This window comes from Neobacillus sp. Fa239, from assembly GCF_055395235.1.
The window spans coordinates 5,532,501-5,547,003 of the sequence record NZ_AP041611.1 but is presented as its reverse complement, the minus strand read 5'-3'; the positions used below and the strand labels follow the sequence as shown (position 1 = coordinate 5,547,003).

Here is a 14,503-nt window from a genome sequence, read left to right as displayed (position 1 = left end):
CTCGAGGTGCTTCTTCAAGGACACTTCCTCTTCTTTTTCAGGACATTTTGTCCTCGAGACCCACAAAGGAACACTTCCTCTTCTTTTTCAAACATAGCTGTCTCTTTGGCACATTAAAAATAGACCCAATTACACGGGTCTAATGGAAATACGGATATAACTCATCACTTAACCGCCCAAATTCCTCTAAGGACAGCGTTTCTCCCCTTCTTGAAGGCTCGATCCCAGAGGCTTCTAATGCTTTCAAAATCTCTTCTTTTCGCTCTTTGCCGTTGGGGAGCTGGCTTGTTAAATTATTGAGTAATGTCTTCCTTCTTTGAGCAAAACTCGCCTTGGTAACTTGGAAAAAGAATGCTTCATCTTTCACAGAGACAGCAGGAGTCTCTCTTACTGTTAACCTAATAACAGCTGAATCAACATTCGGCTGCGGAACAAAAACGGTTTTCGGGACAATCATGACCGTTTCAGCCACTGTATAATATTGAATGGCAATCGAAAGAGAACCATAGTCTTTTGAACCCGGTTTCGCCGAGATTCGATCGGCCACTTCTTTTTGCAGCATCACCACGATCCCGCGGATAGGCAGCCGCTCCTCAAGGAGCTTCATGATAATTGGAGTCGTCACATAGTAAGGTAAATTAGCAACCACCATAATATCAGAGGTATCGGCAAATTTCTCCTCCATGACTTCTTTGACATTTGCCTTTAAAACATCCTGGTGAATAATACTGACATTTGAATAGGGTGATAGGGTATCATTTAAGATTGGCAGTAAACGTTGGTCAATCTCAAACGCTACAACCTTTTTGCTGGCTCGTGCCAGCTGCTCGGTCAAAGCCCCAATGCCTGGTCCAATCTCAATAGCACCCGTTTCTTCAGTCATCTCCGCGAATTCAACAATTTTCTTAAGGATATTCGTATCTATTAAAAAATTTTGCCCCAGGCTTTTCTTAAATGAAAAACCGTATTTCTCCAGAATCGATCTTGTTCTTAATGGGGTTGCAATATCTTTATTCATTTGGTCCTCCTGACTTCATCTTAAGAAGGGCATCGGCAAATTCCTTCCGGCTGATTTGAAACATCATTAAACGCTTATGCAGCTGTTTCCCATTGGTATACCCTATTTTTAGAAGCTTTCCAAGCAGTGTTCGCCGTTCCTTCGCCCCTTCTCCGCCTATCAATCCAGCGATTATTAAGTCTTCCTGTGTAATTTCTTCTGTAATCATTTCATGCATTACTTGCGCATCCTTCAGCGCTTTCCTAATCTCATCCGGATGGGCATGTTCTACGCCAAGGCCTTTGCCATTCTTGGCGATTGCAGCTTCTTTTGGTAAAAAGGCATGTTTACAGCCAGGTACCTTTTCAGCAATGGTTTTTCTGATCTTTTCGCCGGGAAAATCAGGGTCTGTAAAAATAATGACCCCCCTTTTCTCCTGAGCACGCTGAACCTTCTCAATCGTAGCCTGATTGACAGCAGAGCCATTCGTTTCAATGGTATCGGCATCAACCGCTCTTTTAATCGCTGTTGTATCATCCTTGCCTTCCACAACAATAAATTCCTTAATTCTCATTCTTTCCTCCGTTTTGCTGCCAGCTTTTCCTATGTAAAAATAAAAATAAAAAATTGAAAAAAACTTGAAACATTTTTGTAATGTCCATCGTCTATATTAACGAAAACACTCATACACTAAAGTATCAAAAATATCACGATTCGTTGTTTAGTATAAAGAAATTTTAAGAAAAAGCAAAATGCAGAGGGATACCCTCTGCATAAATAAAAATTAATCCAAGACTTTGATTTTTACTTTTCTTCTGCCCCAGCGGTAAGCGCTTGCGATATCGGGAACAAACACATCAATGGTATACCCTGTTATCGCACCACCAGTGTCAGCGGCTACCGCATAACCATAGCCTTCTACATACACCTTTGTTCCAAGCGGTATGATTCTTGGATCGACCGCGATCACTTTCACGCCAGGGTTTGCCCTAAGATTTATACCGGTTGCTGTATGACCGGAGCAGCCATTGCAATTAGCGGTATACGCCGTTGCACTTACGTAAAACTCTTGTCCTGTGTCCCTTTCGCCACGGGAAACCTGCAAGTTTAAATCCTTCGTTCCGACAGCCACAACTTGATCCTGTTTTTCTTTAACCTGCTGTTCGCTTTTTAGATTTCTCGATACTTCTTTGCCATTTTCCATGATCACTTCGTATTCTTTCCAAACAAGTCCTTGCTGACCTTTTTTGACAGTTTTCTCTTTGCCTTTTGCTAAACTTTGGTCCTTTTTAGTGATTACGGCAAATTGTACTGGTTCTTCCACTACATCGGTGACTTTTTCTACTCGAATAATGTTGATCACATCATTTTTATTAACTGCCTCTGTTAATGACGGTTCAACTCGGTCTAATTGATTTAGTTTAATGCCCTGTTGTTTTAAAAAGTCAGCGACCGTAGTCGAAGTGGACCAACATTGTTTCTTTTCTCCACCATCAACATATGTAAGATGATAAGCCTTATGTATATATATTTTCATCCTACTTTTTATTGCTTTTTGTGGACCAGGTGAAACTTGATCATGTTCGTTCAAAGTAATGTTTTGCTCTTTAAGGAGCCCAGCAACTGTATCGGCTGCGGACCAGATCGTTTTCTTCTCGTTGTCTTTGACAATTTGAACCTGTCTCGCTTGCCTCCAAACAATTTTCAGGTGATCCTTCACCCTTGTATTTGCTGCTGGAAACAAGTAATCTTGGGAGCGAAGCTTTACATTCAGTTCTGCAAATAATTCTCCAACGGTAACTGCATGCGTTTTAACATCCCTTTCTTCACCATTCATAGTCATTGCCACTGTTTTCTTTGAGCCTTCATTGATAAAAACTCCAAGTGATGTTGACAAAACTATAAAACTAGCAAAAGCGATGGCCCATTTCTGCTTCGCCGAAGATTTGGAAAACAGGTTTTTCATGTATTTGAATACGATGAAAAACGCCTCCTTTTCTCGGAGAGATTATAAAAATACCATGCTGTCGGCTGTCAACCCTTGCATATCCTGTAAACGTATTACTAATTATGCATAATGTTGGATGAAATGCAAAGGAAAACTTATCGACACGGTAATCCTATGTAGAAAAGGAGACGTGTAGAACTTTTTGTTTTGAGAAAATATTTGGACAAGTTTCATTTATCTTCGACAACATTCTTTGTCATTTAATAGCGAATAATTTTTTAGCATTTTGTGTCGTGATTTCGGCTACTTCCTCCAATGTGATCCCTTTTATTTCGGCAATTTTCTCAGCTATCAGTTTCACAAGACCCGGTTCATTTCTTTGACCACGATAAGGATGCGGGGCTAAATAGGGGCAATCAGTTTCAATTAAAAGTTTATCCAATGGAATTTCAGCCGCAACCTCTTTAGGCTTTTTCGCATTTTTGAAGGTCACGGGTCCGCCAAGGGAAATATAGAAGTTCATTTTGACACATTCCATGGCGATTTCTGAACTGCCGCTAAAGCAATGCATAATTCCGCCTACCTCCTCCGCCTTCTCTTCCTTTAAAATTTCTACAATATCTGCTGTCGCTTCCCGGTTATGGATCACAATAGGCAGCTTAACTTTTTTGGCAAGCCTAATCTGTTTGCGGAACACTTCCTTCTGTATATCCTTTGGAGACTTGTCCCAATGATAATCGAGACCCATTTCACCAATGGCTACAACCTTTGGATGTTTCGTTAATTCCTCTATCCAAAGTAAATCCTCTTCCTCCATATCAATCGCATCGACTGGATGCCAGCCGACACAGGCATAAATAAATTCAAATCGTTCCGCAAGATCCATTGCTTTTTCAATCGTCCGTCGATCAAAACCGACAACAACCATATGAGAAACGCCTTCAGCTTGAGCCCTTTCAATGACTTCCTCCAAGTCTTCCTTATATTGTTCATCATTTAAATGGACGTGTGTGTCAAATAACATCGAACAGACTCCTTTTCACGTTTGTATAAAAAAATAGAAATGTCCCGAAAATTGTTACACGTGGAACATTCCTATTTTTCAGTTTTACATTATTTTCGTTTTATTTCACCTTCGAACCATTCGGCAAGGTCTGGTCAACAGTCGCAAGTGAGAGCGAGCCATCTTTTGAACCAGCCAGTATCATGCCCTGTGACAATTCGCCGCGGAGTTTGACCGGTTTCAAATTGGTAATGCAGATTACCTTTCTTCCGACTAATTCCTCCGGCTTATAATATTGGGCAATCCCTGAGACAACCTGGCGTTTTTCGTATCCTAAATCAAGCTGCAGCTTTAAGAGTTTATCGGCTTTTTTAATTGGCTCAGCCTGAATAACCTCTGCAACCCGCAAATCAATTTTCATAAAATCATCAATGGCGATTTCCGCTAATTCTTCCGGCTTCTCTTCTACCTTCTGTTCCGCTGGTGGAGGTGCTGAACCCTGCATTTTCGTCTTGATAAATTCGACTTCATCAGCAATTTCCAATCTTGGGAAAAGAGGTGCATCCTTTTGAACCTTAGTTCCATGAGGGATTCCACCAAAGTCTTCAAGGCTTTCCCATGTTTTAAGCCCTTCATCCTGAATTCCTAATTGGGTAAAAATCCCGCCTGGTGTACGGGTTAAAAATGGCTGTAGCAGAATGGCGACTCTTCTGAGAGATTCAGCAAGATGAACCATTACACTGGCAAGCGCTTCTTTGTTTTCTTCCGCTTTAGCCAAAGTCCATGGCTGTGTTTCATCAATATATTTATTGGTTCTGCTGACCAATTGCCAAATGGAAGTTAATGCAACTGAAAATTCCATTTTCTCCATTGCTTCTTCATATTTCAAAACCGCATCCCGATTTGCCTGAAGCAATGATTCATCAAATTCGCCGATGGAACCGGCATAATCAGGGATTTCTCCTGCAAAATATTTTTCAATCATGGCAACCGTACGATTTAACAGATTGCCTAAATCATTGGCAAGGTCAAAGTTAATTCTTTCAACAAAGCCTTCCGGAGTGAAAACCCCATCTGCACCGAACGGTACTTCGCGTAACAAGTAATAACGAAGGGCATCAAGACCGTAGCGGTCAATTAATGTAACCGGATCGACAACATTTCCCTTCGATTTGGACATTTTTCCATCCTTCATTAATAACCAGCCATGAGCAAAGACCTTTTTAGGAAGAGGAAGGTCTAATGCCATTAACATGATTGGCCAATAAATTGTGTGGAAACGAACAATTTCTTTACCGACAAGGTGAACATCCGCAGGCCAATAATTTAAATACTTGCTATCGTTATCTGTTCCATACCCAAGTGCAGTTATATAGTTAGATAGGGCATCAATCCACACATAAATGACATGCTTCGGATCCCCCGGAACTTTAATTCCCCAGTCAAAAGTTGTTCTGGAAACAGCTAAATCCTCCAAGCCTGGTTTGATAAAGTTATTGACCATTTCATTCTTCCTGGACTCCGGTTGAATGAAATCAGGATTTTCCTCATAGTACTGCAATAGGCGGTCAACATACTTACTCATTCTAAAAAAGTATGATTCTTCTTTTACCTTTTCTACAGGTCTGCCGCAATCAGGGCAATTCCCATCGACCAGCTGCCGGTCTGTAAAAAACGATTCACATGGAGTACAGTACCAGCCTTCATATTGATCTAGATAAATATCACCTTGCTCAAGTAATCTGGCGAAGATTTTTTCAACAATTTGTTTATGACGCTCTTGTGTGGTTCTAATAAAATCATCATAAGAAATATCGAGTTTTTTCCATAACTCTTGAATTCCAACGACAATTCCATCAACATATTGCTGAGGGGTAATTCCTTGTTCTTCTGCCTTGCGCTGGATTTTTTGCCCGTGCTCATCGGTACCCGTTAAATACATGACATCATACCCGCGCATCCGTTTGTATCGCGCCATGGCATCCCCCGCCACTGTGGTATACGCATGCCCAATATGTAAATTTCCACTTGGATAATAAATGGGTGTCGTAAGGTAGAATGTTTTTAGCTTTTTCTCCATCTGAATCCCTCCTACAGGATTAAATTTCAAATCCTCGTAACCATTATAGCCTCTTTTTTAATCTCTTATATCATCAAAATATACCGAAAAACATTTCATTGTGCAACAAAGCCGTAATCTCCTATTCATCTAAATTTAATAAAACAATCATACCGTCAAAAAAATAGAATACTTTTCGAAGGCTATATTAGTGAACAAAGTAGGTTTTTGTAGAATTTTGTCGAATTGTGTAAGGGTAAAAATATGGCAGTGACTTACATCACAATAATATTAAAAAACGATTAAGAATGAATGAGGATTCAATTAACCCCATTAAATCAATGTTTATCAATTATATAAAAAATTCCCTTTATTTTCTTAAATAAAATAATTGACGAATATGGGAATGGCTGGTATTATAAAGTTGTAAAAAAAATGTCGAATAATGACGAAGAATAAATAGACAAATAACTAAATGAGGGGAGTTCATAAACATGAAATCTACTGGTATTGTTCGTAAAGTTGATGAATTAGGACGCGTAGTTATTCCAATTGAATTAAGACGTACTCTTGGTATTGCAGAAAAGGATGCACTTGAAATTTATGTTGATGACGAGCGCATTATCTTAAAGAAATACAAGCCAAATATGACTTGCCAAGTAACTGGTGAAGTTTCTGACGACAATATGGCTCTTGCCGGCGGCAAGCTAATCCTTAGCCGTGAAGGTGCAGAGCAGCTTCTAGAAGAAATCCAAAAATCATTTGAATTAGCGAAGTAATCAAAGAGGCTGACCTTAGGCAGCCTCTTTTTAATGTTCAATATGATAAGTTTGGTAAACTTCCCTTTTATTCAAGCTCCTGTCTTTGGCTGTTAGTTTAATGGCCTCTTTTGACGGAATGTTTTTAAGCGAGATATAGTGGTTAACATGCTCTTCTATCGTTAAGTGCTCCCACCAACTTTCCTCCTCCTCCAGATGGCCGCTTGCCCCTTCAACAATCACACAAAACTCTCCGCGCACCTCATCTTGATTTGCCCAATCCAATGCTTCCGTCAGGCTTCCTCTAATAAACTCTTCATACTTTTTGGTTAGCTCTCTGCACAAAGCCGTTTTTCTATCCCCAAGCACTTCAAGCATGATGGTCAAGGTCTCTTTCAAGCGGTGAGGCGATTCATAAAAAATGATCGTTGCTTCTTGTTTTTTCAATCCTTCTAATTCCAAACGCTTCTCTTTCCGGTTCCGGTCTAAAAACCCGTAAAAATAAAAGGGCTGGCAAACAAGTCCTGATGCAATTAACGAGGTGAGAGCAGCATTCGCACCAGGCAAAGGAACAACAGGCAATTTTTCTTGAACAGCTGCCGTGACGAGCTCATAGCCAGGGTCTGAGATCGCTGGCATTCCTGCATCGCTGACAAGAGCTACATTCATGCCCTCCTTAACCTTTTGGACAATTTTTTCGCCGCTCGATTCTTTATTATGTTCATGGTAGCTTACAACAGGCGTGGATATCTCAAAATAATTACAGAGCTTTTTCGTATTTCTCGTGTCCTCTGCTGCAATAAGGTCGGCTTCTTTTAAAATTCTGACTGCCCTAAAGCTCATATCCTCCAAATTTCCAATCGGTGTCGGCACAAGATATAAAATACCTTTATGTTCTTCATTTTCAAAACTTTTCTGCTGCCACATGATCATCACTCGTTTCCCTGATTAAAAACTCTATTTTGCTCTTCCTGGAAAGCCGCTTAAACCGGGCTTCCGCTTTTAATGCATCACTCTTATTATCAAAAGCTTTACTGAATGTTAAAGCAACCGGTCCTCTTCCCCTTGTGTATTTAGCCCCTTTTCCCTCATTATGAAGCTTCAATCGCCGTTCTAAATTATTCGTATAGCCGCCGTAATAACTGCCATCGCGGCAGGTCAGCACATAAAAGTAATGATGACTATTCTCCATATAAAATCCCTCTTATTTCAGGGGTATATTCATCGGCATCATTGTAAACATAGAGTGGAGGTAAGATTTTCAAATCGGGGCTGCCGTCTTTAATGGCTTCTATTAAAAACGTATTAGCCTCTTTCCCCTTTTTGGGGTGAACAAATTGCACGCGCTTTGGTTCGAGCCTGTATTGCCTCATTAATGTGATGATATCAATGAATCGGCCTGGACGATGAACAAATGCCACTTTTCCTCCCTGCTTCACTAATTGACTTGAAGCTTTGACAGCATCCTCCAGTGTACAAAGAATTTCATGGCGGGCAATAGCTAAATGTTCATTTTGATTAATCTCCTCTGTTGAGGGTGTGATGAAATACGGCGGATTGCAGGTCACGACATCATATTTTCCAAATCCGATTGTTTTTGGCAATGCCTTTATATCACCATGGACCATGTTAATCCGATTTTGAAGTTGATTATGTTCGATACTCCTTACCGCCATATCGTATAATCGCTCTTGTATTTCCACCCCGGTAATTTGCCCCTTTGTTCGTGCGCTTAGGAATAAAGGGATGACCCCGTTTCCGCTGCAAAGATCGATTAAATTCCCTTTTTGAATAGGCACATAGACAAATCTCGCCAATAGGACCGCATCAAGTGAAAAGGCAAAAACAGAAGGGCTTTGAATAATTCTCAAATCCTCCGCCAATAAATAATCCAGTCTTTCATCATCTTTTAAGTTGATCATATTGAAGATCTCCCAACTGATAAAAATAGCCTTCCCGCTAAAGGAAGGCCAAGCTTATTTCTTATTAAGAAAAGAGAGACAAAACAAACAATCGCCTTCCTTACGCAAGCTTCCAAAATGAAGATTACAAATATGAAATCCTTCATGGTAAAGACGGGCGAGGTTATCATACCCCTCACCAATATCAATGGACTTATCCATCGGGGTTGTCCCCTTTTTATTCGTTTCATCCTTCTTTTCTTTATCCGTGGTCACATCCAAACGGCGCCTTAGATGCTCATTTTCAAGTTTTAAATAATGATTTTCTTCTATTATTTCGGCTAAATGCTGCTTTAATTCTCCTAGTTGCTGGTAAAGCTGACCAATTTGTGTTTCCATATTACTTACTGAGTCGAAAATTTCCTTTTTATCCACGTGGCACACCTCTTAATCTGTGGATGGTATAGAAAAGGCACCCTCTTTAATGATCTCATCCAAAGTATACTCCAGGACTCTTTCTTGTTCTTTTAATTCCACTTGAAGAACCCGCTCTAATATATTTAATCCTACTACTTTTCCTTCACCATTGGGAGTTACAATGATTTCACCTAAATCAGGAAGCTGCTCCTTAGCTGATTCATATTCATCATTTTCATATTTTAAGCAGCACATGAGCCTGCCGCATAAACCGGATATTTTCGTAGGATTTAGAGATAGATTTTGATCCTTCGCCATTTTGATGGACACAGGGTCAAAATCCCCTAAGAATGTTGAACAGCATAGCATTCTTCCACAAGGGCCAATCCCGCCAAGCATTTTGGCTTCATCGCGGACACCGATTTGTCTTAGTTCAATCCGTGTGCGGAAAATGGCTGCCAAATCCTTCACAAGCTCACGAAAATCGACTCTGCCATCGGCTGTAAAGTAAAAAATCACTTTATTTCGGTCAAATGTATATTCAGCATCCACTAGTTTCATATCCAGCTGATGCTCGGTCACTTTTTCATTGCAAACCTCATAAGCTTCTTGTGCTGCTTGCTTATTCTCATCAACAATCATTCGATCCTTATGATCTGCAATTCGGACTACCTTTTTAAGTGGAAGAACAACATCGTGTTCTTCCACCTGTTTCCGGGCAATTACAGCCTTTCCATATTCGACACCGCGTACTGTTTCTACAATCACATAGTCGTCTTTCTGAACCAGAAGGTCTCCAGGATCAAAATAATAGATTTTTCCTGCCTTTTTAAATCGTACGCCTACAACATCATACAAATGAAGATCCCTCCTGCAATTTTAAAACCAGCTGTTCCATCATCAACTGAGGATTCATATTAGCCTGCAGCTTCCTTTTTGCCTCAAGGATAGCTGACATTTGTTCGGTTAAGCGCCGTCTTGATGTGTGCAAGGCAAATTGTTCTAACCGTTCACTCTCTGCCAAGAAAACAATTTGCTCATGCCTATCTATTTGTATATATAGTAAATCCTTAAAAATAAGAAGTAAAAGATCTAAACCACGATGAATCTGCTCTTTCTCTTTAAAGTGTAAAAACCAATCACCTTGAAGCGTAACCATTGCCTCCAACGGATTTCTTTTTAGCACTTCATACAATTTTAACACGATTTTTTGAGCTTGTGCAAACCAATCGTCGACATTTAATGCTAACGCCTCATCGAGACTATTGGTTAACTGGGCTAAAAGAGGTGCCCTTCTTGGTTCCACCCCATTTTCAATCAATTGTTTCGTCATCGCCTGGGGTGATAGTGGCTGAAATGATAAAACCTGGCATCGGGAAAGAATGGTAGGCAATATTTGCTGTGGCTGCTCTGTTAGTAAAAATGCCACTGTCCCAGTGCTTGGCTCTTCAAGAAACTTTAATAGACTATTTGAAGCGCTTACGCTCATTTTATCAGCATGGACCAATAAATAGACCTTTTTTAAGGATTCTACACCCTTTTTAGAAAACTCTGTCTGCAAGCTTCTAATTTGATCGACTTTTATCGATAACCCCTCGGGCTCCACAATATGAACATCTGGGTGGTTTCCATTGTTAATCCTTTTACAATTCGAACAAGCCTCGCATGGTTTAAACCCATCCACCAAGTCATGACAAAAGAGAGTCTTCGTAAATAAAAGGGCAATTTCCCTTTTGCCTGTCCCCCTCATACCTTCTAGTGAGTAGGCATGGGCAACCCTGTTTTTCCGTAAACTGTTCTTTAACATTTTCAAGACGGTTGGCTGCAGTTCTTCTAGTTGATCCCAAGTTTTTACCATGCTAATCACTCACTTACTATTTTTTAAAAATGCAAGAATTGTTCAATCGGAAGGACGAAAACGGTAGCACCGCCTACTTCTACTTCAACAGGATATGGGACATACGAATCGGCATTTCCACCCATTGGAGAAACAGGAGCAACCAGCTGATCTCGTGACCGGCAGTTTTCTTTTATGATTTGTAATGCCCGCTCCACACGAATGTCTTCGGTACCAATCATAAAAGTGGTATTCCCTGATTTTAAAAATCCACCTGTACTCGCTAGCTTTGTTGCCCTAAAATTATTTTCTACAAGTGCCCTCGATAACCGATTACTATCTTGATCCTGTACAACTGCGATGATAAGTTTCATTTCTCCCACCCTTTCTACTTTGTAATACCGTCAAATCTCTGTCTATATTATAACAGGAATTCATTAATAGGAATAAAGAAAACAAAAAAGCCTCAGTTTAAAGGCTTTTTTAATCCTAGTTTATCTGTTACTACTTTAAGCGTTTTCTGGTAAACCTCATCTATTGTCCCTGAAGCATCAATTTTTATAATTCTATCGGGAAAACGATCGATAATTTGATAGTATCCTTCCCTTACCTTTTGATGGAAATCAATTGCCTCCAAATCCAAACGATTAACCTCTCTGCCTTTATTTTTATTAATGCGCCCCAGTCCCAGTTCCGGTTCAATATCGAAATAGATGGTTAAATCAGGCATCATTTGTTCAATAGCAAACTGATTAATACTAAATACTTCATCAATACCAAGACCGCGGGCATATCCCTGGTAGGCGAGTGAACTATCGACAAACCGGTCACATAAAACCACGTTTCCAGCTTCCAGAGCCGGCTTAACCTTTTCAATGAGATGCTGCCTCCTCGCCGCTGCATAAAGCAGGGCTTCTGTACGGGGGTCCATCGCTGTATTCTCTTTATCCAGGATCACTCTTCTGATTTGTTCGGCAATATCAATGCCACCTGGTTCTCTTGTAAGCTGAACATTTTTTATCTCGTTTGCTACCATTTGAATGATTGTCGACTTTCCCGCTCCATCCGGGCCTTCGAATGTTATAAAAATTCCCTTTTTCATTTATAGTAAACCTCCAACTTATGCTGTTATAAACACCTTAATGCATCGCCCATCAAGAGATTCTCCGCCTTGAAAACGAGCTCCGGTCTCTATCAGTCTAATAAGGTGCTCAATCTTCTCTGCTGTTATCCTCTCCCCTTTTAATAGAAGGGGAATCCCTGGTGGATAGGGAATGACCATTTCTGCGGAAACCTGACCAATGGCTTCTAAAATAGGGATACTCCGCTCTTTGAGATTTCCCATCTCTTTATATGCGACGGCTAAACGGGAAATTTTTTGTTCATCCATCAAAACTTCTTCCACTTGGTGAATGGCCTGAACTCCATCTAACTGATTTTTAATTTCCTTTGCTGCTTTTTCAAACGGATATGGCTGTTCTTCTTTTAATAAAGGGAGGATAAACAATACATTTGACGGATCTGCTAGTTCCGTAAAGATCCCTGCTTTTTCTAGAATATCTTGAAGTTCAAAACCACTTAAATGAGACACCGATTGCATTGTTATCTTTAATGGATCACCTTGTTGATGAGGGTATTCTACTATTTTTATACTTTCAATTTCAGCAAGGAGCCTTTTAAAATGATCCATTTCCTTTATTGTGTAATTCAAATCCTCACGTTTGTATGTTGCCATATAATGCCGCGCAATATCTAATGAGGCCATTATTGGATAAGACGGGCTGCTTGATTGAAAAATGGTTAGGTATTCTTTCACACTTTTCTCATCAATCCTATCACTATTCATGTGCAGATAGGACCCCATTGTCATCGCAGGAAGTGTTTTATGCGCTGACTGCACAACAATGTCTGCTCCCAATTGAACGGCTGAAGGCGGAAAAGGATCCCCGAGAATAAAATGAGGTCCATGTGCCTCATCAACTAATACCGGAATGTTATGTATATGTGCCAGATTAATAATCGATTTTATGTCGTAAACCATTCCGTAATAATTAGGATAGGTTAAAATAACCGCTTTTGCTGCCGGATATAAATTTATTGCCCTTTCTACCGTTTGGCAGCTTACCCCGCTTGCAACTTTCCATTCTAAATCAAATTCAGGTTCAAGGAAAATGGGGTGCACCTTCGCTAACCTTAAAGCATTTAGAACAGATTTATGGCAATTCCTTTGAACAAGGACAACATCATCTTCATCACAGGCTGCCATAATCATGGCAAGATTGCCGACTGTCGATCCATTCACAAGGAAAAAGCTTTTTTTAACCTGATATAACTGTGCTAAAAGTAATTCCGCTTCTAAGATTGCGCCCTCTGGAGAGTGTAGATCATCAAGCCCTGTTAATTCTGTTGCATCAAGTTGTAAGAGTTGCTGAAAATAATCCTGGCTGATTTGTCCATATTTATGGCCTGGTACATGAAACGAAATAGGGCTCTTATTTATGTGATTGAATAAGGCTTGATATAATGGGATATCTAATTGACTTTTCATATGTGTTTACATCCTTCTTAGAGTCTCATTTATTTTAACAAAAAAATAAAGCCCTAATTGGACTTGTTATGAAAAAATTTCTGGGGTTGTTATTTTTTTTAGCTGTTTAAGGAAATATTTATATTTTGGATCCGTTGTTTCTGTATGAATCAAATCTTTTTCGCATTCTACACAAATAAATGAAGTGTATAGATGTATACCTTTTGGTTTAAATTGATCACAAATCACGCACTTCCGCTCAAATTGACTTTGTGCAAATAATGAACTCAATCCCTCCACCTCCATACACCTATTCTTCCCCTATTAACGAATTGTATACAATCTTTCGAATAGTCTATAATGCTATTTTATGTCGCAATGGGCTTTTGGGTGTATGTCTATTTATGTAATGCTTTGTACTTTTTTTGATTTAGTGGGGTTTTTGGGTAGAAATAAGGTACGTGTGCTTTGATATGGATTTTATGTGCCACTTCACTTCCACCCATACAAAAAAGACAACCCATTACAGGTTGTCTTCTTTATTGCCTGGCAACGTCCTACTCTCACAGGGGGACAGCCCCCAACTACCATCGGCGCTGAGAAGCTTAACTTCCGTGTTCGGGATGGGAACGGGTGTGACCTTCTCGCCATTATTGCCAGACTATTTACTTGAGAGATCGTTCCCTCAAAACTAGATAATACAGAAGAAGTTTTCGTAAAAACGAGGTAATCTGTCTAGCTTCGGCTCCTAACTTCTCGGCCGTTTGGATCCGTCCCTACAAATCCAAAAAGCAGGATTTGCAGTGCCGGCTCTCCAGCGTCTCTCGAAGTTGAACAGTCGCCTCCGCTTTTCTATTTGGTTAAGTCCTCGATCGATTAGTATCAGTCAGCTCCACATGTTGCCACGCTTCCACCTCTGACCTATCAACCTGATCATCTTTCAGGGATCTTACTAGCTTGACGCTATGGGAAATCTCATCTTGAGGGGGGCTTCATGCTTAGATGCTTTCAGCACTTATCCCGTCCGCACATAGCTACCCAGCGATGCCTTTGGCA

At 40.2% G+C, this 14,503-nt stretch carries 16 protein-coding genes and 2 rRNA genes (1 of these 18 running past the window's edge); 1 reads left to right on the top strand and 17 read right to left on the bottom strand.

All coding sequences use genetic code 11. The annotated features are described in order from the left end of the window. Window positions 1-139: 139 nt before the first annotated feature. From rsmA to metG, 5 genes are all read right to left on the bottom strand, one after another. Entirely contained in the window at window positions 140-1,018 is an 879-nt protein-coding gene (rsmA, locus tag ACZ5XR_RS27405) for a 16S rRNA (adenine(1518)-N(6)/adenine(1519)-N(6))-dimethyltransferase RsmA (RefSeq protein ID WP_464499571.1), read from the bottom strand. After that, on the bottom strand, window positions 1,011-1,571 hold the full coding sequence (gene rnmV / locus ACZ5XR_RS27400) for a ribonuclease M5 (RefSeq protein ID WP_464499570.1): 561 nt from the start codon (window positions 1,569-1,571) through the stop codon (window positions 1,011-1,013). Before rnmV ends, rsmA begins: the two co-directional genes overlap by 8 nt. Before the next feature lie 210 nt (window positions 1,572-1,781). Further along, a complete protein-coding gene (locus tag ACZ5XR_RS27395) occupies window positions 1,782-2,963 on the bottom strand; it encodes a ubiquitin-like domain-containing protein (protein WP_464499569.1) in 1,182 nt (393 codons plus the stop codon). Window positions 2,964-3,201: 238 nt separating this feature from the next. Then, window positions 3,202-3,969 carry a TatD family hydrolase gene (locus ACZ5XR_RS27390; RefSeq protein WP_464499568.1) on the bottom strand — a complete coding sequence of 256 codons (768 nt, stop codon included), beginning with the start codon at window positions 3,967-3,969 and terminating at the stop codon, window positions 3,202-3,204. Between the two features lie 100 nt (window positions 3,970-4,069). After that, window positions 4,070-6,028, bottom strand: coding sequence for a methionine--tRNA ligase (metG, locus tag ACZ5XR_RS27385; RefSeq protein ID WP_464499567.1), 1,959 nt, complete (start codon window positions 6,026-6,028; stop codon window positions 4,070-4,072). Window positions 6,029-6,495: 467 nt separating this feature from the next. Here metG and ACZ5XR_RS27380 point away from each other — a divergent pair, with 467 nt between their 5' ends. After that, on the top strand, window positions 6,496-6,786 hold the full coding sequence (locus tag ACZ5XR_RS27380) for an AbrB/MazE/SpoVT family DNA-binding domain-containing protein (protein WP_464502457.1): 291 nt from the start codon (window positions 6,496-6,498) through the stop codon (window positions 6,784-6,786). 30 nt (window positions 6,787-6,816) lie between these two features. Here the strand turns inward: ACZ5XR_RS27380 and rsmI are convergent, their stop codons facing one another. From rsmI to ACZ5XR_RS27320, 12 genes are all read right to left on the bottom strand, one after another. Further along, window positions 6,817-7,692 carry a 16S rRNA (cytidine(1402)-2'-O)-methyltransferase gene (gene rsmI / locus ACZ5XR_RS27375; RefSeq protein ID WP_464499566.1) on the bottom strand — a complete coding sequence of 292 codons (876 nt, stop codon included), beginning with the start codon at window positions 7,690-7,692 and terminating at the stop codon, window positions 6,817-6,819. Beyond that, window positions 7,670-7,957, bottom strand: a complete 288-nt coding sequence (locus tag ACZ5XR_RS27370; protein ID WP_464499565.1) for a GIY-YIG nuclease family protein — start codon at window positions 7,955-7,957, stop codon at window positions 7,670-7,672. The genes rsmI and ACZ5XR_RS27370 overlap by 23 nt, the downstream gene beginning before the upstream one ends. Further along, window positions 7,947-8,684, bottom strand: a complete 738-nt coding sequence (locus ACZ5XR_RS27365; RefSeq protein WP_464502456.1) for a tRNA1(Val) (adenine(37)-N6)-methyltransferase — start codon at window positions 8,682-8,684, stop codon at window positions 7,947-7,949. The genes ACZ5XR_RS27370 and ACZ5XR_RS27365 overlap by 11 nt, the downstream gene beginning before the upstream one ends. Before the next feature lie 57 nt (window positions 8,685-8,741). Then, window positions 8,742-9,101 carry a DNA replication initiation control protein YabA gene (gene yabA, locus ACZ5XR_RS27360; RefSeq protein ID WP_464499564.1) on the bottom strand — a complete coding sequence of 120 codons (360 nt, stop codon included), beginning with the start codon at window positions 9,099-9,101 and terminating at the stop codon, window positions 8,742-8,744. A gap of 12 nt (window positions 9,102-9,113) precedes the next feature. Further along, window positions 9,114-9,941: a PSP1 domain-containing protein gene (locus ACZ5XR_RS27355; protein ID WP_464499563.1), complete on the bottom strand. Its 828-nt coding sequence runs from the start codon at window positions 9,939-9,941 to the stop codon at window positions 9,114-9,116. Next, window positions 9,934-10,941 (bottom strand): DNA polymerase III subunit delta', encoded by a 1,008-nt coding sequence (gene holB, locus ACZ5XR_RS27350; protein ID WP_464499562.1) that lies wholly within the window; start codon window positions 10,939-10,941, stop codon window positions 9,934-9,936. The genes ACZ5XR_RS27355 and holB overlap by 8 nt, the downstream gene beginning before the upstream one ends. A gap of 23 nt (window positions 10,942-10,964) precedes the next feature. Further along, window positions 10,965-11,294 (bottom strand): cyclic-di-AMP receptor, encoded by a 330-nt coding sequence (locus tag ACZ5XR_RS27345; RefSeq protein ID WP_464499561.1) that lies wholly within the window; start codon window positions 11,292-11,294, stop codon window positions 10,965-10,967. Window positions 11,295-11,386: 92 nt separating this feature from the next. After that, on the bottom strand, window positions 11,387-12,022 hold the full coding sequence (tmk, locus tag ACZ5XR_RS27340; RefSeq protein WP_464499560.1) for a dTMP kinase: 636 nt from the start codon (window positions 12,020-12,022) through the stop codon (window positions 11,387-11,389). Between the two features lie 18 nt (window positions 12,023-12,040). After that, window positions 12,041-13,468, bottom strand: coding sequence for an aminotransferase class I/II-fold pyridoxal phosphate-dependent enzyme (locus ACZ5XR_RS27335; protein ID WP_464499559.1), 1,428 nt, complete (start codon window positions 13,466-13,468; stop codon window positions 12,041-12,043). A gap of 66 nt (window positions 13,469-13,534) precedes the next feature. Beyond that, window positions 13,535-13,738: a sigma factor G inhibitor Gin gene (locus tag ACZ5XR_RS27330; RefSeq protein WP_464499558.1), complete on the bottom strand. Its 204-nt coding sequence runs from the start codon at window positions 13,736-13,738 to the stop codon at window positions 13,535-13,537. A gap of 253 nt (window positions 13,739-13,991) precedes the next feature. After that, window positions 13,992-14,108 (bottom strand): 5S ribosomal RNA (rrf, locus tag ACZ5XR_RS27325). Window positions 14,109-14,303: 195 nt separating this feature from the next. Further along, a 23S ribosomal RNA gene (locus tag ACZ5XR_RS27320) occupies window positions 14,304-14,503 on the bottom strand; it runs 2,740 nt beyond the window's last position.

Excerpts from the sequence above, each read along its gene's own strand:
- holB (WP_464499562.1), bottom strand. The coding sequence starts at position 10,941 with ATGGTAAAAACTTGGGATCAACTAGAAGAACTGCAGCCAACCGTCTTG.
- ACZ5XR_RS27335 (WP_464499559.1), bottom strand. The coding sequence starts at position 13,468 with ATGAAAAGTCAATTAGATATCCCATTATATCAAGCCTTATTCAATCAC.
- ACZ5XR_RS27345 (WP_464499561.1), bottom strand. The coding sequence starts at position 11,294 with ATGAAACTTATCATCGCAGTTGTACAGGATCAAGATAGTAATCGGTTA.
- metG (WP_464499567.1), bottom strand. The coding sequence starts at position 6,028 with ATGGAGAAAAAGCTAAAAACATTCTACCTTACGACACCCATTTATTAT.
- ACZ5XR_RS27395 (WP_464499569.1), bottom strand. The coding sequence starts at position 2,963 with ATGAAAAACCTGTTTTCCAAATCTTCGGCGAAGCAGAAATGGGCCATC.
- rsmA (WP_464499571.1), bottom strand. The coding sequence starts at position 1,018 with ATGAATAAAGATATTGCAACCCCATTAAGAACAAGATCGATTCTGGAG.
- ACZ5XR_RS27370 (WP_464499565.1), bottom strand. The coding sequence starts at position 7,957 with ATGGAGAATAGTCATCATTACTTTTATGTGCTGACCTGCCGCGATGGC.
- tmk (WP_464499560.1), bottom strand. The coding sequence starts at position 12,022 with ATGAAAAAGGGAATTTTTATAACATTCGAAGGCCCGGATGGAGCGGGA.
- rnmV (WP_464499570.1), bottom strand. The coding sequence starts at position 1,571 with ATGAGAATTAAGGAATTTATTGTTGTGGAAGGCAAGGATGATACAACA.
- rsmI (WP_464499566.1), bottom strand. The coding sequence starts at position 7,692 with ATGTGGCAGCAGAAAAGTTTTGAAAATGAAGAACATAAAGGTATTTTA.
- ACZ5XR_RS27390 (WP_464499568.1), bottom strand. The coding sequence starts at position 3,969 with ATGTTATTTGACACACACGTCCATTTAAATGATGAACAATATAAGGAA.